The organism is Pseudomonas sp. S2_E02, assembly GCF_054668355.1.
In genome coordinates this window covers 610,827-632,206 of sequence record NZ_CP162761.1, presented here as the reverse complement: position 1 = coordinate 632,206, position 21,380 = coordinate 610,827, and the positions used below count along the sequence as shown (strand labels likewise).

The 21,380-nt window shown below is 59.7% G+C and carries 19 protein-coding genes; 12 read left to right on the top strand and 7 right to left on the bottom strand.

Going from position 1 to position 21,380, the window contains the following annotated elements; all coding sequences use genetic code 11:
• Positions 1 to 68: 68 nt before the first annotated feature.
• The 3 genes from AB4O01_RS02790 to AB4O01_RS02780 are packed head-to-tail and all read left to right on the top strand — an operon-like array spanning position 69 to position 2,856.
• Positions 69 to 1,082, top strand: coding sequence for an ABC transporter substrate-binding protein (locus AB4O01_RS02790; RefSeq protein WP_460090604.1), 1,014 nt, complete (start codon positions 69 to 71; stop codon positions 1,080 to 1,082).
• Between the two features lie 8 nt (positions 1,083 to 1,090).
• Positions 1,091 to 2,095 carry a FecCD family ABC transporter permease gene (locus AB4O01_RS02785; RefSeq protein ID WP_460092203.1) on the top strand — a complete coding sequence of 335 codons (1,005 nt, stop codon included), beginning with the start codon at positions 1,091 to 1,093 and terminating at the stop codon, positions 2,093 to 2,095.
• Entirely contained in the window at positions 2,092 to 2,856 is a 765-nt protein-coding gene (locus AB4O01_RS02780; RefSeq protein WP_460090602.1) for an ABC transporter ATP-binding protein, read from the top strand. The genes AB4O01_RS02785 and AB4O01_RS02780 overlap by 4 nt, the downstream gene beginning before the upstream one ends.
• Here the strand turns inward: AB4O01_RS02780 and AB4O01_RS02775 are convergent.
• The gene (locus AB4O01_RS02775; protein ID WP_460092202.1) at positions 2,840 to 3,346 is read right to left on the bottom strand and encodes a GNAT family N-acetyltransferase; all 507 of its coding nucleotides are present in this window, start codon (positions 3,344 to 3,346) and stop codon (positions 2,840 to 2,842) included. The genes AB4O01_RS02780 and AB4O01_RS02775 overlap by 17 nt on opposite strands.
• A gap of 207 nt (positions 3,347 to 3,553) precedes the next feature.
• Positions 3,554 to 5,842 carry a 5-methyltetrahydropteroyltriglutamate--homocysteine S-methyltransferase gene (gene metE, locus AB4O01_RS02770; protein ID WP_460090601.1) on the bottom strand — a complete coding sequence of 763 codons (2,289 nt, stop codon included), beginning with the start codon at positions 5,840 to 5,842 and terminating at the stop codon, positions 3,554 to 3,556.
• A gap of 424 nt (positions 5,843 to 6,266) precedes the next feature.
• On the opposite strand from metE, the gene AB4O01_RS02765 reads away from it, so the two are divergent.
• The 4 genes from AB4O01_RS02765 to yecR all read left to right on the top strand — a co-directional run bounded on the left by AB4O01_RS02765 (position 6,267) and on the right by yecR (position 9,977).
• Positions 6,267 to 7,643, top strand: coding sequence for a pyridoxal-phosphate dependent enzyme (locus AB4O01_RS02765; protein WP_093437711.1), 1,377 nt, complete (start codon positions 6,267 to 6,269; stop codon positions 7,641 to 7,643).
• The gene (locus AB4O01_RS02760; protein WP_099758775.1) at positions 7,640 to 8,812 is read left to right on the top strand and encodes a cystathionine gamma-synthase; all 1,173 of its coding nucleotides are present in this window, start codon (positions 7,640 to 7,642) and stop codon (positions 8,810 to 8,812) included. The genes AB4O01_RS02765 and AB4O01_RS02760 overlap by 4 nt, the downstream gene beginning before the upstream one ends.
• Positions 8,813 to 9,321: 509 nt before the next feature.
• The gene (locus AB4O01_RS02755; RefSeq protein ID WP_116256656.1) at positions 9,322 to 9,636 is read left to right on the top strand and encodes a hypothetical protein; all 315 of its coding nucleotides are present in this window, start codon (positions 9,322 to 9,324) and stop codon (positions 9,634 to 9,636) included.
• Between the two features lie 32 nt (positions 9,637 to 9,668).
• The gene (gene yecR / locus AB4O01_RS02750) at positions 9,669 to 9,977 is read left to right on the top strand and encodes a YecR family lipoprotein (RefSeq protein ID WP_007918065.1); all 309 of its coding nucleotides are present in this window, start codon (positions 9,669 to 9,671) and stop codon (positions 9,975 to 9,977) included.
• An 85-nt stretch (positions 9,978 to 10,062) separates the two neighbouring features.
• Here yecR and AB4O01_RS02745 read toward each other — a convergent pair whose 3' ends face one another.
• Positions 10,063 to 11,691: an ATP-binding response regulator gene (locus AB4O01_RS02745; protein ID WP_460090600.1), complete on the bottom strand. Its 1,629-nt coding sequence runs from the start codon at positions 11,689 to 11,691 to the stop codon at positions 10,063 to 10,065.
• Between the two features lie 114 nt (positions 11,692 to 11,805).
• On the opposite strand from AB4O01_RS02745, the gene AB4O01_RS02740 reads away from it, so the two are divergent.
• Positions 11,806 to 12,411 carry a LuxR C-terminal-related transcriptional regulator gene (locus AB4O01_RS02740; protein WP_460090599.1) on the top strand — a complete coding sequence of 202 codons (606 nt, stop codon included), beginning with the start codon at positions 11,806 to 11,808 and terminating at the stop codon, positions 12,409 to 12,411.
• A 19-nt stretch (positions 12,412 to 12,430) separates the two neighbouring features.
• On the opposite strand, the gene AB4O01_RS02735 is transcribed toward AB4O01_RS02740, so the two are convergent.
• Positions 12,431 to 13,429, bottom strand: coding sequence for a bile acid:sodium symporter family protein (locus AB4O01_RS02735; RefSeq protein ID WP_110720925.1), 999 nt, complete (start codon positions 13,427 to 13,429; stop codon positions 12,431 to 12,433).
• An 84-nt stretch (positions 13,430 to 13,513) separates the two neighbouring features.
• Here AB4O01_RS02735 and AB4O01_RS02730 point away from each other — a divergent pair, with 84 nt between their 5' ends.
• Positions 13,514 to 14,302: an AraC family transcriptional regulator gene (locus AB4O01_RS02730; RefSeq protein WP_460090598.1), complete on the top strand. Its 789-nt coding sequence runs from the start codon at positions 13,514 to 13,516 to the stop codon at positions 14,300 to 14,302.
• On the opposite strand, the gene AB4O01_RS02725 is transcribed toward AB4O01_RS02730, so the two are convergent.
• On the bottom strand, positions 14,303 to 15,247 hold the full coding sequence (locus AB4O01_RS02725) for a Dyp-type peroxidase (protein ID WP_460090596.1): 945 nt from the start codon (positions 15,245 to 15,247) through the stop codon (positions 14,303 to 14,305). It abuts the gene before it with no gap.
• Positions 15,248 to 15,411: 164 nt separating this feature from the next.
• Between AB4O01_RS02725 and AB4O01_RS02720 the strand changes: the two genes are divergently transcribed.
• Positions 15,412 to 16,386, top strand: coding sequence for a TerC family protein (locus AB4O01_RS02720; RefSeq protein WP_460090594.1), 975 nt, complete (start codon positions 15,412 to 15,414; stop codon positions 16,384 to 16,386).
• Between the two features lie 126 nt (positions 16,387 to 16,512).
• On the opposite strand, the gene AB4O01_RS02715 is transcribed toward AB4O01_RS02720, so the two are convergent.
• Complete coding sequence (locus AB4O01_RS02715; RefSeq protein WP_099758767.1) at positions 16,513 to 17,613, bottom strand: polyamine ABC transporter substrate-binding protein; 1,101 nt, start codon at positions 17,611 to 17,613, stop codon at positions 16,513 to 16,515.
• Between the two features lie 249 nt (positions 17,614 to 17,862).
• Complete coding sequence (locus AB4O01_RS02710; RefSeq protein WP_460090592.1) at positions 17,863 to 19,269, bottom strand: purine-cytosine permease family protein; 1,407 nt, start codon at positions 19,267 to 19,269, stop codon at positions 17,863 to 17,865.
• A gap of 324 nt (positions 19,270 to 19,593) precedes the next feature.
• On the opposite strand from AB4O01_RS02710, the gene AB4O01_RS02705 reads away from it, so the two are divergent.
• Both AB4O01_RS02705 and AB4O01_RS02700 read left to right on the top strand, forming a co-directional pair.
• Positions 19,594 to 20,079, top strand: a complete 486-nt coding sequence (locus AB4O01_RS02705; RefSeq protein WP_016987069.1) for a flavin reductase family protein — start codon at positions 19,594 to 19,596, stop codon at positions 20,077 to 20,079.
• A 152-nt stretch (positions 20,080 to 20,231) separates the two neighbouring features.
• Positions 20,232 to 21,275 (top strand): LLM class flavin-dependent oxidoreductase, encoded by a 1,044-nt coding sequence (locus tag AB4O01_RS02700; protein WP_093437590.1) that lies wholly within the window; start codon positions 20,232 to 20,234, stop codon positions 21,273 to 21,275.
• Positions 21,276 to 21,380 lie beyond the last annotated feature (105 nt).

Genomic DNA, 21,380 nt, shown 5'->3' with positions numbered 1-21,380 from the left:
CGCGTTCGATGGTGTGTTTCCAGACCGTACTCTCCCGCTCCCCGTACGGTTCCCCTGGAGACTGCCCCATGCTGCTGCCCCGCATCGCCACCCTCATCACCGGCCTGAGCCTTGGCGCCCTGGCGCAGGCGGCACCGACTGTCTATCCACTGACGGTCGAGAACTGCGGCAGCACCCTGACCTTCCAGTACGCACCGACGCGCACCGTGACCATCGGCCAGGCCGGCACGGAGATGCTCTACGCCATGGGCCTGGGCGACAAAGTCGTCGGCACCTCACTGTGGTTCAACAATGTGCTGGCCAAATACAAGGCACAAAACGACCAGATCGAGCGCCTGGCTGACAACGAGCCGAGTTTCGAGTCGGTAATCGGCAAGCGTCCGGAACTGGTCGCCGTGGAACTGGAATGGATGGTCGGCCCGCAAGGCGCGGTGGGCACGCGCGAGCAGTTTCATGAACTGAAGATTCCAACGTACCTGCTGCCTTCCGATTGCGAAGCCAAGGACAACCTCGTCGGCGCCGATGGCACGCGACTGGCGCCGTTTCACATCGAGACGATTTACAAAAGCGTGAGCCAACTGGCGCAGATCTTCGATGTTCAGGAGCGTGGCCAGCAGCTCAATGATCAACTCAAGGCAAGTCTCGCCAAATCGATTGCCACCGCCCAAGGCAAACAGCTCAAAGACGCCAGCGCGCTGGTGTGGTTCTCCAGCGCACAAATGGACATCGAGCCGTTCGTGGCCGGGCACAAAGGCGTTCCCGATTTCATGCTCAGCACCCTCGGCGTGCGCAACGTGGTGGCGTCCGATGAGGAGTGGCCAACCGTCGGTTGGGAAACCATCGCCAAGGCCAATCCGACCTTCCTGGTCATCGCGCGCATGGATCGTCGACGTTTCCCCGCCGACGACTATGAAAAGAAACTCGCCTTCCTGCGCAGTGATCCGGTGACGCGCAACATGGACGCGGTGAAACACAACCGCATCATCATTATCGACGCCATGGCCCTGCAGGCGAGCCTGCGCATGTTCGAGGGCATTGAGCAATTGGCCACGGCCATCAACGGCTATGACCTGTCGCAATGAGTGCCAGCCTGATCCGCACGTTCCTGGCCCTGGCGACCCTGTTGATTGCAGTGGTCGCCGGCGTGGCCATCGGTGAAACCTCGATTGCACCGGACGTGGTGTTGCAAGTGCTGGCGAACAAACTGTGGGGCGCCGGGCATGTCCTCGACCCGATCGATGAAGGCATCATCTGGAACTACCGCCTGACCCGGGCATTGGTCGCGGCGGCATGCGGTGCAGGGTTAGCGACCTGCGGAGTGATTTTACAGTCGCTGCTGCGCAATCCGTTGGCCGATCCCTATCTGCTGGGCATTTCTGCCGGCGCCTCGACCGGAGCGGTGATGGTCGCGCTGCTTGGCGTAGGTGCCGGGATCATCTCACTGTCAGTCGGTGCCTTCGCCGGCGCGGTCACGGCGTTCGTGCTGGTGATTGTGCTGGCGCGGGTCAGCGGCTCGGCCAGCGGTACCGGGCAGATCATTCTCGCGGGGATCGCCGGTTCGCAGCTGTTCAATGCGCTGACGGCGTTTCTGATCACCCGCTCGGCCAGCTCCGAGCAGGCGCGCGGGATCATGTTCTGGTTGCTGGGCAATCTTGGCGGCGTGCGCTGGCCATCGGTGTGGCTGGCGGTGCCAGTGGCCGTATTGGGGTTGGTTGTCTGCCTGTGGCATCGGCGGGCGCTAGATGCGTTTACCTTTGGTGCGGATTCGGCGGCGTCGCTCGGCATTCCGGTGCGGCGTGTGCAGATTCTGCTGATCGGTTGTGCAGCGCTGGTGACGGCAGTGATGGTGTCGATTGTCGGCTCGATCGGTTTTGTCGGTCTGGTCATTCCTCATGCCGCGCGTCTGTTGCTGGGCACCGGTCATGCGCGGTTGCTGCCGGCCAGTGCGTTGGGTGGCGCGGTGTTTCTGATAGCCGCCGATGTGCTGTCGCGCACACTGATCAAGGGCCAGGTGATTCCGGTCGGGGTGATTACCGCGCTGGTCGGGGCGCCGGTGTTTGCCTTGATTCTGGTTGGCCGCAGGTCGGCACGATGAACAGTGTTTTGAGTTGTTCCGGCCTGAGCTTCAGGGTGCGCGGCGCCGAGTTGCTCAACGGTGTCAGCCTTGAGGTTCAGCGTGGCGAAACCCTGGGCATTGTCGGGCCGAATGGCGCGGGCAAATCCACTCTGTTGAAGTTGCTGGCCGGGCTGCGTGAACCGAGCGCTGGCGAGGTGCTGCTCGACGGTCTGCGCCTGGGCAAAATGGCCCGGCGCAGCATTGCGCAAAAGCTTGCGGTGGTTGAGCAACAAGCTGATACCGACGATGGCATTCGCGTGTTCGACGCAGTGGCGTTGGGGCGTACGCCGTGGTTGTCGGCGCTGCAACCGTGGTCGCAGGCCGACGACGCGATTGTTCAGCAGGCGCTGACCGACGTTGACGCAATGCACCTGCGCACGCGTCTGTGGCGCAGCCTGTCCGGCGGTGAACGGCAGCGGGTGCACATCGCCCGGGCACTGGCGCAGCGGCCGCAGATTCTGTTGCTCGACGAGCCGGCCAATCACCTCGACATTCAGCATCAACTGACCATTCTCAACGTGGTGCGGGCGTTGCCGGTGACCACGCTGATCGCTCTGCATGATCTCAATCAGGCGCTGAAGTGTGATCGTCTGGCGGTGCTGGAACGCGGGCGGCTGGTGGCGTTGGGCGAACCGTTGGCGGTGCTGACGCCGCAGCGCTTACAGGAGACGTTCGGGGTCAGGGCGCATTACCTGACGGACCCGTTCGATGGGGCGCAGATTCTCAGATTTCACTCATGACGTTGTGCATGTGGGTTGTTTGCCAGACCGGGTCAGCGTCGACGTCGATAATCTTGAAGCCTTGGCGCTGCCAGAATTCGATGGCGCCCGGCAGAAATGGATGGGTGTGCAGGTAGATCACTTCTACTTCGCTGGCGACTGCCAGATCTTTGATTGATCGATATAGCGCACCGGCCAGACCTGAGCGGCGCTGCGATGGAAGGACAAACAGCCGTACGATTTCCACCACTTTAAGGTCCGGATAAGGCAAGTGCGGGAAGCGTCGGTCGTAAGGATGATAGCCGATCGAGGCCACGATCTGCCCTTCATGGCGAGCGATCAGAAAGCGCCCTGCCCCACGCAGATAAACCTCGGCAAAACGCGCCAGATCGTCAGGCATGCCGGTCGCGCTGAGCTTGGGGAAAAGCTCGGCGCGGGCCTTTAGAACAAAATCCAGCACCTCGGGAATGTCTGCGTCAGACACGGTTTGGATAACGGGTTGATGATTCATGCAGCGGCAAACACTTGGATTGCGGCTGGCCACAGTAGCAACAACAGGTCCCGCGAGGCCATCCAGAATTTCATGACTTGCCCAAAACCCTGTGGGAGCGAGCTTGCTCGCGAAGGCGGCAGATCATCCAACATTGATGTTGACTGAATGGACGCTTTCGCGAGCAAGCTCGCTCCCACAGGTGTTGTATTTCATGCAAGCCGAGCGTTATGCCAGCTCTTTGCGCAGTTGCCGGGCGGCGGTAACCATGTGCACCAGCGCCGCTTCGGTTTCTGGCCAGCCACGGGTTTTCAAACCGCAATCCGGGTTGACCCACAGGCGTTCTGCCGGAATCCGCTTGGCAGCCTTGCGCAGCAAATTAGCCATTTCCGAGGCATCCGGGATGCGTGGCGAGTGAATGTCGTAGACGCCCGGGCCGATTTCGTTCGGGTAGGCGAAGGCTTCGAAGGCATCCAGCAACTCCATGTCGGAACGCGAGGTTTCGATAGTGATCACGTCGGCATCCATCGCTGCAATCGACTCAATCACATCGTTGAACTCGCTGTAGCACATGTGCGTGTGGATCTGCGTTTCGTCGCGCACACCGGAGGCGCACAAACGGAACACTTCCGTCGCCCAGTCCAGATAAGGCTGCCACTGCGCCTGACGCAACGGCAGACCTTCACGGAACGCCGCTTCGTCGATCTGCACGATCTTGATGCCGGCGGCTTCCAGATCGACCACTTCATCGCGGATCGCCAGCGCCAGTTGCCGGGCCTGCACTTCACGGCTGACATCCTCACGCGGGAACGACCACATCAGCATGGTCACCGGGCCGGTCAGCATGCCTTTCATGACCTTGTCGGTCAGACCTTGGGCGTAGCGAATCCACTCGACCGTCATGGCTTTCGGGCGGCTGAGGTCGCCGAAGATCACCGCCGGTTTCACGCAACGCGAACCGTAGCTCTGCACCCAGCCAAACCGGGTGAATACGTAGCCGTCGAGTTGCTCGGCGAAGTACTCGACCATGTCGTTGCGCTCGGCCTCACCGTGCACCAGCACATCGAGGCCCAGACGTTCCTGGATTTCCACCGCGTGGCGAATCTCGCTGTGCATGGCTTCGGTGTATTCGGCTTCGGTCAGCTTGCCCTGTTTGAACGACTGACGAGCGAGGCGGATCGACGCGGTTTGCGGGAACGAACCGATCGTCGTGGTCGGGAACAGTGGTAGATCAAGACCCGCGCGCTGTTTGGCGATGCGCTGGGCAAACAGCGACTGACGCTGGCTGTCCTTGGCCGTGATCGCCGCAACTCGCGCCTGAACCGCAGGTTTGTGAATGCGCGGGGAAGCTGCACGTGCAGCCTGCACCGAGCGACTTTCAGTCAATGCACGTAGCACTTTCGGCGCTTCCGGCTGATTGACGGCATGCGCCAGAATTGCCACTTCTTCACACTTCTGGACGGCAAAGGCCAGCCAGCTTTTCAGTTCGGCATCGAGTTTGTCTTCACGGCCCAGATCCACCGGGCTGTGCAGCAGCGAGCAGGACGGCGCGACCCACAGGCGATCACCCAGACGCTCATGGGCATGGCGCAATGTCGCCAAGGCGTTTTCCAGATCGCAGCGCCAGACATTCCGCCCGTTGACCACGCCCAGGGACAACACTTTGTAGGCCGGCAGACGATCGAGAATGGTCGGGTACTGTTCCGGCGCGCGGACCAGATCAATGTGCAGACCATCAACCGGCAGGTTCGCCGCCAGACCAAGATTTTCTTCCAGACCACCAAAGTAAGTCGCGAGCAGTTTCTTCAGTGGATCACGCTGAATCTGGTTGTAGGCACGCTCGAACGCGTTCTTCCATTCCTGCGGCAGATCAAGGACCAGAATCGGCTCGTCGATCTGTACCCATTCCACACCTTGAGCGGCGAGGCGCGCGAAGATCTGGCCGTACAGCGGCAGCAAACGATCGAGCAATTCCAGCTTGTCGAATTCCGCGCCCTTGGCCTTGCCCAGCCACAGATACGTCAGTGGGCCGATAATCACCGGTTTGACGTTGTGGCCCAGCGCACGGGCTTCTTCGACTTCTTCGAACAACTGCTCCCAGCCCAACTGGAACTGTTGATCCGCACTGAATTCCGGGACCAGGTAGTGATAGTTGGTGTCGAACCACTTGGTCATTTCCTGGGCGTGCGCACCGCCGCAGCAACTGTCGCTGACGCCACGGGCCATGCCAAATAGGGTTTGCAGATTGGCTTTGCCGTCGTGTGGACGGAAGCGCTCAGGGATTACGCCAAACATCAGCGAGTGCGTCAGCACTTGGTCGTACCAGGCGAAATCGCCGACCGGAAGCAATTCGATACCGGCGTTTTTTTGCAGGTCCCATTGGGCCTTGCGCAGTTCACGGCCAACATCACGCAGGCCGGCCTCGTTCAGTTCTCCTTTCCAGAACGCCTCTTGCGCTTTCTTCAGTTCGCGGTCGCGACCGATGCGCGGAAATCCAAGGGAATGGGCCAGTGCCATAACAAACAACTCCAATGTCCTGTTGATGGCGGCCATTGTCGGCATCGGTCACTGGTGAGACAAACTCATTTTAATCGCGATCAACACGAGTTTCCCTCATGATCAAAAGATTGCTGCTTGTCGCTTGTAAACACTCCGTAGCCGAGAGCGCGCGTGAAGGATGAACGGTTTTTTGCGCCAGGGAATTTCTCGCCAATTCAAGCTGTTCGTCGCCCTGAAGACGCCCTTTGAAAACTCAATGACGCCTCTGTGTAAACGTACTCGAACCCGCCCCGGCAGGTCTCTGATTTCGATCTATGGTTAGATCGAAATGGCAGCATTTGCGGCCGACTAAAGGTTGCGACAGCTGATGTCTGAGCCTATGTTGCACGCGAGTCTTTTCCCCGCGATTGGAACGCGATCAACACCATTAAGAGGTGAAGAAATGTCAAAGGAATCACGCCCTGCCGTACTTGGGCTGATAGGCAACACTCCGCTGGTTCAAGTCACTCGTTTCGATACTGGCCCGTGCACACTGTTTCTCAAGCTCGAATCGCAGAACCCCGGTGGTTCGATCAAGGACCGTATCGGTCTGGCCATGATCGACGCTGCCGAGCGTGATGGTCGTCTGCAACCCGGCGGCACCATCGTTGAGGCCACCGCCGGCAACACCGGCCTGGGCCTGGCACTGGTGGGCCGCGCCAAAGGTTATCGCGTGGTGCTGGTGGTGCCAGACAAAATGTCCACCGAGAAAGTCCTGCACTTGAAGGCCATGGGCGCCGAAGTGCACATCACCCGCTCCGACGTCGGCAAGGGTCATCCCGAGTATTACCAGGATGTCGCCGCCCGTTTGGCGAAAGACATTCCCGGCGCATTTTTCGCCGACCAGTTCAACAACCCGGCCAACCCGCTGGCCCACGAATGCAGCACCGCGCCGGAGATATGGGCGCAGACTGAACATGATCTGGACGCGATCGTCGTCGGTGTCGGTTCGGCCGGTACGCTGACGGGCCTGAGCCGCTTCTTCAAACGCGTGCAGCCGGATCTGGAAATGGTCCTCGCCGATCCGGTCGGTTCGGTGATGGCGCAATACAGCCGCGACGGTTCTCTGCCCAAGCCCGGTTCATGGGCGGTGGAAGGCATCGGCGAGGACTTCATTCCGTCGATCACTGACCTCTCCAGCGTGCGCCACGCCTATTCGATCAGCGATGAAGAAAGCTTCGCTCACGCCCGCCAGTTGCTCAAGGCCGAAGGCATTCTCGGCGGCTCGTCGACCGGCACTCTGCTCGCTGCGGCGCTGCGTTACTGCCGCGAACAGACCGAGCCGAAACGTGTGGTCAGCTTCGTTTGCGACACCGGCACGCGTTACCTGTCGAAGGTTTACAACGACCAGTGGATGACCGATCAGGGCCTGTTGCAGCGCAAGGGCTACGGCGATTTGCGCGACTTGATCGCCCGGCGTTTCGAGGACGGCCGCGTGATCAGCGTAGGCCCGGATGACACCCTGCTCACCGCATTCCAGCGCATGCGCCTGGCGGATGTCTCGCAACTGCCGGTGCTGGTGGAAGGCAAGCAACTGGTCGGGGTGATCGACGAATCAGACATCCTGCTGGCGGTGCACGAAGACGCCGCCCGCTTCAGCCAATCGGTGTCCAGCGTGATGACCGACAAACTGCAGACCCTCGCCCCTGGCGCCAGCCTCGCTGAACTGGAAGCGGTGCTCAGCCGTGGCCTCGTCGCAATCATTGCCGATGCATCGGGCTTCCATGGCCTGATCACCCGCACCGACATGCTCAACCAATTACGGAGATCCCTCGCATGAGTCAGCACGACGATAAATCCCAAGGCTTCGCGACCCGGGTGATCCACGCCGGGCAGGAACCGGACCCGACCACCGGCGCGCTGATGCCGCCGATATACGCCAACTCCACCTATCTGCAAGACAGCCCCGGCGTGCACAAGGGTTTCGATTACGGCCGCTCGCACAACCCGACGCGTTTTGCCCTGGAGCGTTGCGTGGCGGACCTTGAAGGCGGCACCCAGGCGTTTGCGTTCGCCTCCGGGCTGGCGACGATTTCCACGGTGCTCGAACTGATCGATGCCGGTTCGCACGTGATCTCCGGCAATGACTTGTACGGCGGCACGTTCCGCCTGTTCGACAAGGTCCGTCAGCGCAGTGCCGGACACCGTTTCAGCTACGTCGATCTGACTGACCTGGCGGCGTTCGAAGCGGCGCTGCAGGACGACACACGCCTGGTGATTGTCGAGTCACCGACCAACCCGCTGCTGAGCCTGTCGGACCTCGCCGCTATCGCCCGTATCTGCCGCGCTCGCGGGATCATCAGCGTGGCCGACAACACCTTTGCCAGCCCGTATATCCAGCGGCCGCTGGAGCTGGGTTTCGACATCGTGCTGCACTCGACCACCAAGTACCTGAACGGTCACTCCGATGTAATCGGCGGCATCGCCGTGGTCGGCCAGAACCAAGAACTGGCCGAGAAGCTGGGCTTCTTGCAGAACGCGGTTGGTGCGATTGCCGGGCCGTTCGATGCATTTCTCACCCTGCGCGGGGTGAAGACTTTGGCCCTGCGCATGGAGCGTCATTGCAGCAACGCGCTGGATCTGGCGCAGTGGCTGGAGCAGCAACCGCAGGTCAAACGGGTCTACTATCCAGGGCTGCCGTCGCATCCGCAGCATGAGTTGGCCAAGCGCCAGATGCGTGGTTTTGGCGGGATGATTTCGGTTGATCTGAACAGCGATCTGGACGGTGCGCGACGCTTTCTCGAGAACGTGAAAATCTTCGCCCTGGCGGAAAGTCTCGGTGGCGTTGAAAGCCTGATCGAGCACCCGGCGATCATGACTCACGCGACCATTCCGGCTGATACCCGGGCGAAACTGGGGATTGGCGATGGCCTGGTGCGTCTGTCGGTGGGCGTCGAAGACGTCGAAGACCTGCGTGCCGATCTGGCGCAGGCGCTGCAAGCGATCTGACCTGGCAGGAACGACAAAGCCCGCACGAAGCGGGCTTTGGTGTTCGAGCAGGCGGCCAGTGCTGGTCTCTGGCTTACAAGGTTTATCGGGCTTCCCACAGTACCGGGTCAAATTGAAAAGGTACGGCCTCGGCTGCTTCACACGGCATAAGGGCTGGATCTCAGCGCGGAGATCTTTCTAACCGTGTACCTTTCGGAGCGCGCCCCACGCCCCCTTGCTATCCGATTGCGCATCAGTCTGCGTCTTCGCCTACATCTTTGAGCCTAGCAAAGGCTCGCCGACGCGGGTCAGTGTTTTTAGACTGATTCGAGCTTTGCCCGAATCGGGCAGGAAGAGAAGCGCCTAACGGCCGTCGATCCCCCACTGCACTAGCACATTTGTGCTAATCGACCGCCCTGTCCGCTGGCGTTATATTCCCCCGCACCCCTCGATGTTCCTCAACGTTGCCTGTTCGCAGCGTGCGGGATCGTTGTGCCTGGAAATCAGAACAACACCAAGGAAGAAACACCATGAAACTCCATGCAAACCTCTGCAAGATCGCCTTGGTCGGCGCTGTGCTGCTCGGCGTGGCCGGCTGCCAGACCGTCAAACCCACTGAAGCGAGCATGAAAGAACGCGCGCAAACGGTGATCGGTAAACCGGTGTCGAAAATCGACAACATCCGCAACGACAGCACCCTCACCTACTACACCGCCTACACCCCGGCCGGGGAATACAACTGTGAATTGCCCAGCGGCGTAATCATCGCTGTGGCGAGCATGGGCATCATGTCGCCGCCGCTGTCATGCCTGCCGAAAGGCGCCTCGCCGATTCCATTGCAGTAACTTCCCCGCCCGGTAAAGGACACCGTTTACTTATGAAAACCCTGATCGCAACACTCACTCTCAGCGCGCTGTTCCTCACCGGCTGCGCCACGCCGAAACAATGGGAAGCCACTGGCGGCAGCAAAAACGATGGCGTCGTCCAGGTCTCCTATGAACTGGGCCAATTCGAAAGCGGCCAGACCAGCGCCGAACAAGGCCTGACCGTCGCCGCACAACGCTGCAAGACCTGGGGCTACAAAAACGCCGAAGTCACCGGCTCCGAGAAAAACATCTGCCGCACGATGGGCCAGTACAACTGCCTGCAGACCACCATCACCCAGGATTACCTGTGCAAGCGCTGATCTGAAAATGTGGGACCCAGCCTGCTGGCCAAATCGCTAGCAGGCTGGCTCCCACAGGGATCTTGGCTGTGTCCGCGATGATCATTCACGAAACGCTTTCAGCGGGTTCGGGTTGTCGGTCGCGCAGGGCTCTCAAGGTCGCGCGCAGCTCGGCCGGGCGCACCGGTTTGGACAGGATGGCAATGTCGCGGTCGTGCAGGGCTGCCTGGATTTTTTCGACGTCGTGCCCGCTGATGATCATCGCCGGCACTGCCCAGCCTCTCTGCTTGCGCACATCGTCGATGCATTCGATGCCGGTAGCGTGAGTCCCAAGGTCATAGTCGGCAACGATGATGTCGCAGTCTGTGATCAGATCCTCAGCCGTCAACTCGGCCTGAACCGAGCAGCCCCAGCGCTCCAGCAACGCCGAAGTCGCCAGCAACACATTACGATCATCCTCCACCAGGCACACCTTCAACCCGGTCAGCAGACCGACCTGACGCGCCTCATCACGATTGACCGTTACCTGCGGCGGCGCAGCGATTGGCAAGCCGTACAAGCTCACCGCCGTTCCCCGCCCGAGCCGCGAACGCAGAGTAACGCCGACACCAATCAACTCCCCCAGACGCTTGACGATCGACAGTCCCAGCCCGACGCCTTCGACATCCTTATCGCGCACTTGCCGCACCCGATAGAACTCCTCGAACACCTTGCCCAGATGCTCTTCGGCAATGCCGTTGCCACGGTCATAAATCACGATGGCCAGCCCTGCCCCACGCCGGCGCACGCCGATCAACACCGGCCGCTGCGCACCGTATTTGAAGCAGTTGGACAGCACGTTCTGCACCATGGTCGCCAGCAACGCCGGGTCGGTCTGAACCCAGTAGGAACAAGGACGCAAACGCAGCTCGACCCCGGCCCAAAGCGCCGCCTCGGCGTTCTGACGGATCAGCTCCGCCAGCCATTCGCCGAGATTCACGCTTTGCAGTTTGGGCAACACGCGCCCGTTGTCGAGGGTGTACAGGTCGAGAATCGAGCGGAACAGTTGAGAGACGTTGAGCAACGAACGGTCGATGTTGTCGACCAACCGCCGCTCGTCCTCACCCAAACGCGACTCACGCAGGCACGCAGTAAACAGTCCAATCGAATGAATCGGCTGGCGCAAATCATGACTGGCCTGAGCGAGAAATCGCGACTTTTCCAGATTCGCCGCCACCGCTTCTTCGGAGGCCTTGCGCGTGCGCTCCAGCAACAAGTGCGCATAAAACGGAATCACCGTGCTGGTGAGCATCAGCATCAACACCATGAACGGTTGCGCTTGCCACACCGGCGTCAGCCGATAAACACACAGCAACGCCACTAACGCCAGCGCCGTGGCAATCGCCAGATAGCGCGAGCCATAGCGCATGCCGTTGCCGAGATTGACCCAGATAATCACCGCATACAGCGGCAACGCCGCCTCACCACCGATCACCAGCCCGAAGCAGGTGCCGGTGTAATCGTGGACCATGGCGAAAATCCGCCGTGCCGGGTAATGCCCCGGCCAGCGCGCAATCGCCTGGCGCAAGCCGATCGAGGCCAGCAAAAACACGATGATGTAGGTGATCACCGGCAAATAGGTATCGAAGCGCTGCCCCGGCAAAAAGCCGAGTATGAGCATGTAAACCACGGCAATGCTGGCGATGATAATGCGCAAATTGGCCTGATCGAGTTCAGTGTTTTTCTCGAACTTCATGGTAAACGTCCTTGTGCGGCTATCGTCAGATTCCGAATCAGCCTACAGGCAACCCGTGCGCTCGGTGCTAATGTGCAGACCTTGAGCCACGCCTGACCCAGGGAGGGTCATGCCATGACCTGCCGAATTATCATAGCCGACGATCACCCTTTGTTTCGTGAAGCGATGCTGCGCACGGTTGAGCGTTTGCTGCCTGACGCCGTCCTTGAGGAAGCCGGTGACCTCGACGCCGTACTGGCCCTTTTGCCTTTGGATGACGAGCCGGACACGCTGATTCTCGATCTCAGATTCCCCGGCCTGACCTGCGTCAGCCAGCTCGTCGAGCTGCGTCGACGCTTGCCGCGCACGACATTGATCGTGGTGTCGATGGTCGACGATCAAGCATTGATCAATGAAGTGATGGCCGCCGGTATCGACGGCTTTATCGGCAAAAACATCGCCCCCGATGAAATCGGTCAGGCGATTCTGGCGATTCGTGAAGGTGAGGTGCTGGTGAAGTTTGCGCCGTCCGGCTTGCTGCCGCTAGAAACCGGCGCCGCCCTCACACCTCGTCAGCAAGACGTGCTGCGCTTGATCGCTCAAGGCAAGACCAACAAGGAAATAGCCCGCGAACTGGATATCTCACCGTTCACGGTGCGTATTCATGTGTCATCGCTGTTGCGCACGCTCAACGTACCCTCTCGGGCGGCTGCCGCCGTGAAATACACGGGGACTCTGTAAGAGCTGCCGGTGGGCCGTGTTATGGATCGACTTGCGCCATGAGCTCCGGCACCGATTCCGGCCGTTTCGCATAGCGCTGAGCGAGCACCGCGCAGACCATCAGTTGAATCTGATGGAACAGCATCAACGGCAGAATCAACACGCCAATCGTGCTACCGGCAAACAATACCTGCGCCATTGGCACGCCGGTGGCCAGACTCTTTTTCGAGCCGCAGAACAGAATGGTGATGCGATCTTCCTGGCTGAAGCCGAACGCCTTGCCCAACAGCGTCGACGCCAACAGCACCAGCGCCAGCAGAATGCAGCAGACCACCACCAGCCCCAGCAGATCGACCACGGGAATCTGATGCCAGATACCTTCGTTGACCGCCTCGCTGAACGCGCCGTAAACCACCAACAGAATCGAACCCTGATCGACAAACTTCAGCCAGTTCTTGTTGCGTCCGACCCACGCACCAATCCAGCGACGGGCGATCTGCCCGGCAATGAATGGCAGGAGCAATTGCACGCTGATTTTCAGGATCGCATCCAGCGTCGAACCGCCATCACCGTGGACGTCGAGCAACAGCGTCACCAACAGCGGCGTGAGGAAAATCCCGAACAGGCTCGACGCCGCCGCGCTGCAAATCGCCGCCGGAATATTCCCCCGCGCCAGCGAGGTGAAGGCGATCGCCGACTGCACCGTGGCCGGCAATGCGCACAGGTAAAGCATGCCCATGTACAGCTTGTCGCCGATCAGCGGTGACAGCAGCGGTTTCAGCGCCAGGCCCAGTAGCGGGAAAAGGACAAACGTCAGGCCAAACACCAGCAAATGCAGGCGCCAGTGGCCGGCGCCAGCAATGATCGATTCGCGCGAGAGCTTGGCGCCATGCAGGAAAAACAGCAGGGCGATGGCGATGTTGGTCAACCAGCCAAAGCCGACGGCGACCTGGCCGCTCGCCGGCAGGAAACTGGCCAGCAGCACGACGCCAATCAGCGTCAGGGTAAAGTTGTCAGGCAAAAAACGTGGGCGAGTCATGGTCGGTTCATCCGGGGGTTGCCAGTGCGTGCCGACGACTCTAACGTGACTGCCAATTACCGACTAACGCCGAAGGGTCACAAGATGCCGCCTAAAGGACATGAGAAAAGCGTCCGTCGCAGCATTCCCGGGCTGCCCAGCCTGCCGCGTCCTCTCTACGGCCGCACCGAATCGCTGCCCAATCGCGCCCTGACCCGGCGGCATAGTCACCCGTGGGTGCAGCTGTCCTACGCGATTCAGGGCGTGCTGGAAATCCAGACCAGCGCCGGCCGCTTTATCGCTCCGCCGGAGCGCGCCGTGTGGATCCCGGCGGGCGTGCCGCATCGGGTGTTCAGCTCGCCGCGCACGGAAATGCGCAGTCTCTACATCGATTGCAGCGTCGCCGGATGGGCGCTTGAGCGCTGCCATGTGCTGGGCGTCAGCGACCTGCTCCGGGAACTGATTCGCGCGTTCAGTGAGGTTCCGGTGGAATACGAGCAAAGCGGCCCGCACGGACGTCTGGCCCAGGTCATCCTCGATCAATTGGCCGAGGCGCCGCAGATCGATCTGATGCTGCCGTTGCCACAAGACGCCCGCTTGAAGCAGATCTACCAGAGCCTTGAGCAACACCCGGAACAGCAGACCACACTGAGCCACTGGAGCGAGAAGTTCGGCGTCACCGAAAAGACCCTAACCCGCCTGTTTCAACGTGACACCGGCCTGACCTTCCGCGCCTGGCGCCAGCGTTTGCGCCTGCTCGGTGCACTGACACCGCTGGAAAAAGGCGAACGCGTCACCGACGTTGCGCTGGCCTGTGGTTACGACTCGACCTCGGCGTTTATCGCTGCGTTTCGCCAACAGTTTGGCGAAACGCCGGGGGAGTTTTTTCGCTGATCAGCGATCCGCCAGTGCTTCCAGCAAGTCCGCTGACGGCACGAAATACAGGCTGCCAGTGACGGCGGTGCTGAAATCCAGCAACTTGTCGTAATTACCCGGTGGCTTGCCGACAAACATGTTTTCCAGCATCTGCTCCATCGGCTCCGGCGAGCGCGCGTAGCCGATGAAGAAGGTGCCGAACTCCCCTGCCCCCGGCCGGCCGAACGGCATGTTGTCACGGAGGATTTTCACTTCCTCGCCGGCTGCGTTGGTGATGGTGGTCAGTGCGCTGTGCGAGTTGCTCGGTTTGACCGCGTCATCCAGTTCAATATCGGAGAGCTTGGTGCGACCGATAACGCGCTCCTGTGCTTCAACACTCAGGCCGTTCCACGCGGTCATGTTGTGCTGGTATTTCTGCACCAGCACGTAGCTGCCGCCGCTGAACTCGGGGTCTTCGTCACCGACGATGGTGAAGTTGACCGCTTTGCGCCCGACCGGGTTTTCCGTGCCGTCGACAAAACCGATGATGCTGCGCATGTCGAAATAGCGAAATCCTTGAACCTCATCGACCACCGTCACCGCCTCGCCGAGAACCGCCATGATTTGCGTGGCCAGTTCAAAACACAGGTCCATTTGATCGGCGCGAATGTGCAGCAGCAGATCGCCCGGGGTTGCCGGAGCGTGCCGCCCTTCCTCGCCAAACTCGCGAAAATCGTGCAGCGACGCAGGGCGCGGATGGCCAAACAGGCGATCCCAGGCGTTCGAGGAAAAGCCGCAGATGCAGGTCAGATTGCCGGTCGGGACGCGCTTGCCAACCGAACGCACCAGCCCGGCAACATCGCCGCACCAGTCTTTGACGGTTTGCGCGGCTTCAGGCCCGGCATTCAGCGTCGCGACGATGAAAATCGCACTGCTGGTGATCGGACTGCACACCGCTTGAGGTTCGAGAATGTCGGTATTCATCGCTGAAAACATTGCTCCGTAAAAAATGCCCGAGCTGATAACGAGGGCAGATAGTTCGTTTTTATCGAACTGTTGCGTAGAAATAAACGATTTTTCTTTGCCGCAAACTCGTCGCTAGCATGGCCTCGTCTGACCCCAATCCAAGAATAGACAGGGAGCGTGACATGCCAGCCACCAACCTCAATATCGGCGAACCGTGGATGTGGGCCGCCTTCATCGTCTTCGTGCTTGCCATGCTGGCATTGGACCTGTTTGTCTTCGGTGGGCGCAAGGCGCACCGGGTGTCGGTTCGCGAAGCCTTGTCCTGGGTCATCGCCTGGTGCCTGCTGGCACTGAGTTTCGCGGCGCTGCTCTGGTGGTATTTGCACGGTGCGTTCGGCGCCGAGATCGCCCGGCAGAAAACCCTCGAATTCCTCACCGGTTATCTGATCGAACAATCGCTGTCGATCGACAACATGTTCGTCTTCGTAATGATCTTCAGCTACTTCGCCGTACCGCCGGAGTTACAGCGGCGGGTGCTGCTGTACGGCGTGCTCGGGGCAATAGTGATGCGCGCGGTGATGATTTTCGCCGGTGTGTGGCTGGTGTCGCAGTTCGAGTGGCTGCTGTACGCGTTCGGCGTGTTCCTGATCATCACCGGGATCAAGATGCTGGTGTTTGCCGAGCATCAGCCGGACCTGGACAAGAATCCGTTGCTGCGCTGGGTGCGCGGGCATATGCGCATCACCAGCAGCTTTCATGGCGAACGGTTTTTCGTCTTGCAGAATGGCGTGCGCTGGGCCACGCCGATGTTTCTGGTGCTGGTGCTGATCGAGGCCAGTGACCTGATGTTCGCGGTCGACAGCATCCCGGCGATCTTCGCCGTGACGACTGATCCGTTCATTGTCTTCACCTCGAATATCTTCGCGATCATGGGCCTGCGCGCGCTGTATTTTCTGCTGGCAGATATGGCGGACCGCTTTCATCTGCTCAAGTATGGGCTGGCGATTGTGTTGGTGTTTATCGGCGGCAAGATGGTGTTGATGCCGTGGTTGCACATGCCGGTGGAATGGTCGCTGGCGGTGGTGGGTGGGGTCATCCTGAGTTCGGTTTTGCTGAGCCTGGTGATGACCAAAGATGCCGAACGCCGCACCGAATGACACCCTACATAAACCTGTGGGAGCGAGCTTGCTCGCGAAAGCGGTGTGTCATTCAACGATGATGCTGGATGATCTGACGCCTTCGCGAGCAAGCTCGCTCCCACAGGGATTTCGTTCAGCCCATATCTATTTGTCAGACTTGATACTGGTCCAAACGCGAGTACGCACGCGCTCAAGTTTCTGCGGCAACGGCTGCACGACGTAGAGGTTTTTCAGTGCTTCCGGGGTCGGTGTAAGGTTCGGGTTACCGGTGATTTCCTTGTTGATCAGCGGCATCGAATCCTTGTTCGCATTCGGGTAGCCGAGGAAGTCGCTGATCGGTGCGATCACTTTCGGATCGAGCAGGTTGTTGAGGAATTCATGCGCTTCGGCGACGTTCTTCGCGCTCTTCGGAATCGCGAAGGTGTCGAACCAGATCGGCGCGCCTTCCTTGGGCAGACGCCAGTCGACCACTACGCCGTTTTTCGCCTCTTTGGCGCGGTTGCCGAACTGATAGAAGCTGCCGGAGTAACCGATCGCCACGCAGATGTCGCCGTTGGCGATGTCGGTCATGTACTTGGCCGAGTTGAAGTAGGTCACGTACGGACGAACCTTGAGCATCAGCTCCTTGGCCTTTTCATAGTCGGCGGGGTTCTGGCTGTTCGGGTCGAGGCCCAGGTAATGCAGGGCCAACGGGAGGATTTCCGTCGGCGAGTCAAGCATCGCCACGCCGCAGGATTTGAGCTTTTCCATATTCTCCGGTTTGAACACCAGATCCCAGCTGTCCACCGGCGCGTTGTCGCCCAGTGCCGCTTTGACTTTGGCCGGGTTGAAGCCGATCAGCACAGTGCCGACCATGTAAGGCACGCCGTACTGGTTGCCCGGATCGTTCTTGCCCAGCAGTTTCAACAGTTCCGGATCCTGATGGCTCCAGTTCGGCAGTTTCGATTTATCCAGTTTCTGAAATACGCCAGCCTTGATCTGCGTTTCGAGGAACTGGTTCGACGGCACCACCAGGTCGTAACCGGAGTTGCCGGTCAGCAGCTTGGCTTCGAGGGATTCGTTAGTGTCGAAGGTGTCCCAGGTCACTTTGATGCCGCTTTTTGCGGCGAAATCCTTGGGCACGGACGGCAGGATGTAGTCCGCCCAGTTGTACACGCGCAGTTCGCGTTGCTCAGCCTGGACAGCGCCGGCCAGCAGCGTCAGCCCACACACAGTGGCACCCAGAATGCGTTTCATCGTGACCATGGTTGTTCCCCAAAAGGCAGCGTGAGTTCGATGGTTTTTATGTTCTGTACACGGCAGCGGCTGTAAAGGTAGCCAAGGGTAAAAAGGGTCGAGCATCTTGTTGTGGTTTTGATTCTTGCTGACAGCGTAGCTGGAGCAAAGTGGGGGATGGGCCAAAAGGGGATCGATGTGGCCAATTTGATTGACCGCCGGGATGCGGAAACAACAATGCCCGGCACTTGGCCGGGCATTGTCGAGTAACGGATCAGCTCAGTCGGTGTAACCCAATCTCGCCGCCCTGCTTTGCTGAGTCTGGCCGCGTGTGGCCAGGCAGTAATACAACGGCACGGTGACCACCAGGCCCACCAGCCAGGACAAGTCCGCGCCCTCGACCAGATTGGCGTACGGCCCGACGTATAGCGAGGTGTTGGCGAATGGCAACTGCACAATAATGCCGATGAAGTAGGCAATGATCGCGTGGAGATTAAAGTGCCCGTAAACCCCGCCATCAGCGCGGAAGATCGAGGTGATGTCGTAGCAGCCGCGCTTGATCAGGTAGAAGTCGATCAGGTTGATTGATGCCCACGGTACCAGCACCAGCAGCAGCGCCAGAATCAAACCGATGAACTCGGAAATGAAGTCCGCCGACGCACCCAGTGCTACCACGCAGCAACCCGCGAGCACCACGCTCGACAACACCACGCGCACCTTGATGCTCGGCGTCCATTGGCTGGCGAAGGTCTGGATCGAGGTGATGATCGACAGCACCGCGCCATACAGATTCAGCGCGTTGTGGCTGATGATATTCAGCAGAAACAACACCATCAGAATCGGCCCGAGCCACCCGGTCGATTGCTTGACCGCGACCATCGCTTCGGTGCCTTCCGGGGTCGCCAGCACCGCCACGGCGCCAAAGCTGAACGACAGAATCGTGCCCAGCGTTGCGCCCAGATAAGTCGCCCAGAATGGCTTGGCTATGCCAATGTCCGCCGGCAGGTAACGCGAGTAATCGGACACGTAAGGCGAGAAACTGATCTGCCAGATGATCCCCAGCGATACCGTCGCCAGCCAGCCGGACAAGTTAAAACTGCCGCGAGTGAGAAAGTCCGCCGGCAAGTCATGGGCAAAGATATAGATGAACCCGGCGAGCAACGCGCTGCCCATCACCCAAGTGCCGATGCGGTTCAGCGTGTGAATGAAGTTGTAGCCGATCACACCAATCGCCGTGGCCGCCAGTGCGCCGATGAGAATGCTCAATGGCGCCGGCACAGACGGCGCAATGCCGACGATGGATTTGCCGGCCAGGACGATGTTGGAAATGAAAAAGCCGATGTAGATGATCGCCGCAAAAAACACGATCAACAGCGCGCCATAACGGCCGAACTGGCCGCGACTCTGGACCATCTGCGGAATGCCCATGCGCGGGCCTTGCGCCGAGGCCAGCGCGATCACCACGCCGCCGATCATGTGCCCCAGCGCAATCGCCAGCAGCCCCCAGAGCAAATCGAGATGGAACACCTGAACCACCATGGCGCCGGTGACGATGGGCAGTGGCGCAATGTTGGTGCTGAACCAAAGAGTGAATAGGTCGCGGGCCTTCCCGTGGCGTTCCGCGAGTGGGACGTAGTCGACCGTATGGTTCTCGATCAACGGATCTTGCCGGGACATCTGGGACATATGCATGAACTCGAGTTTGTCTGTTCTTATCGTTGTATGAAGCCAAACCGGGGGGACTCTCTGGCCGCCCCTCAGATGCAGACCATATTATGGTATTCCAAACAATTCACAAGACTGATCCGTAGTTTACGACGCCAGCTGATACGCCATCCTCGCTGAAACCGTGGCCTGCAGACCAGCCGAAAGCCCCGTAAATGCTGAGTTTCCGACGAACGCGGCACGTTTATCGGTTCAGCTTAAAAGCCCTTGCAAAGATCGAATACTGGTATACCATCAGACCAACAAACACATAAAAACAGCAACACATCACCCGAGGACCGACCAATGATCGATGCCGCCATCTACAAACAAGTCATGGGCTCGTTCCCGTCCGGCGTAACCGTTATCACCACGCTGGACGATGACGGGCAGATCGTCGGCCTGACCGCCAGTGCATTCAGCTCGCTGTCGATGGACCCGGCGCTGGTGCTGTTCTGCCCCAACTACAGCTCTGATTCCTACCCGGTGCTGATCAAGAACAAGCGCTTTGCCATTCACGTTCTCTCCGGCGGACAGCAAAGCGAAGCCTACGCCTTCGCCCGCAAAGGCAAGGACAAGGCGCAAGGCATCGAATGGACCTTGAGCGAACTGGGTAACCCGATCCTGGCCAACGCGACAGCTATCATCGAGTGTGAGCTGTGGCGCGAATACGAAGGTGGCGACCACGCCATCATGGTCGGCGCGGTGAAGAACCTGATCGTTCCCGAGCAAATCGCCGGACCGCTGGTGTATTGCCACGGCAAGATGGGCGCCCTGCCCGTCCTGGCCTGATCGTCAGCCCCGCACAAATCAACTGTAGGAGTGAGCCTGCTCGCGATAGCGATTTATCCGATGTCGATATGTTTTCTGACACACCGCCATCGCGAGCAGGCTCACTCCTACAAGTTTTGTAGCCTCAACAACAAAAGATCCGAGGAAGCGTCATGAAATTTTCCCTGTTCATCCACATGGAACGCTGGGACGAAAGCGTCAGCCACCGCCAACTGTTCGAAGACCTCACCGAACTGACCCTGATGGCCGAAGCCGGCGGTTTCAGCACCGTGTGGATCGGCGAACACCACGCCATGGAATACACCATCTCGCCAAGCCCGATGCCGCTGCTCGCCTACCTCGCCGCGAAAACCACGACCATCCACCTCGGCGCCGGCACCATCATCGCGCCGTTCTGGCACCCGCTGCGGGTCGCCGGTGAATGCGCGCTGCTCGACGTGATCAGCAACGGTCGCATGGAAGTCGGCCTGGCCCGTGGCGCCTATCAGGTTGAATTCGATCGCATGGCCGGCGGTATGCCCGCCTCATCGGGCGGTCAGGCATTGCGCGAAATGGTCCCGGTGGTCCGCGCCCTGTGGCAAGGCGACTACGCCCACGACGGCGACATCTGGAAATTCCCCACTTCCACCAGCGTACCGAAGCCGATCCAGAAGCCAAACCCGCCGATGTGGATCGCCGCCCGCGACCCGGATTCGCATAACTTCGCCGTGGCCAACGGCTGCAACGTGATGGTCACGCCGCTGATGAAGGGCGACGAAGAAGTCCTCGACCTGAAGAACAAGTTCCAGACTGCGCTGGATAACAACCCGGATGTGCCGCGTCCGCAATTGATGGTGCTGCGCCACACTCACGTGCACACCGCTGATAATCCGGATGGCTGGAAAGTCGGCGCGAAAGCTATTTCACGCTTCTACCGCACTTTCGATGCGTGGTTTGGTAACAAGGAGACGCCGGTCAACGGTTTCCTCGCGCCGAGCCCGGAAGAGAAGTTTGCCGGGCGTCCGGAGTTTGAGCTGGAGAGTTTGCACAAAACGGCGATGATCGGGACGCCGGAGGAGATCATTCCGCGGATCAAGTACTACCAGGAACTGGGGGTGGATGAGTTCAGTTTCTGGTGTGACAACAGCTTGCCGCATGAGGAGAAGAAGAAGTCGTTGGAGCTGTTTATCAAGCATGTGGTGCCGGCGTTTCGCTAAGCACTCAGCATCCAGTGTTCGGTAAATGAAAACGCCCCGAAATTGTTCGGGGCGTTTTCTTTGGCCACAGGCAAGAAGCTACCAGAGACGCTTCCAGGATAGCCC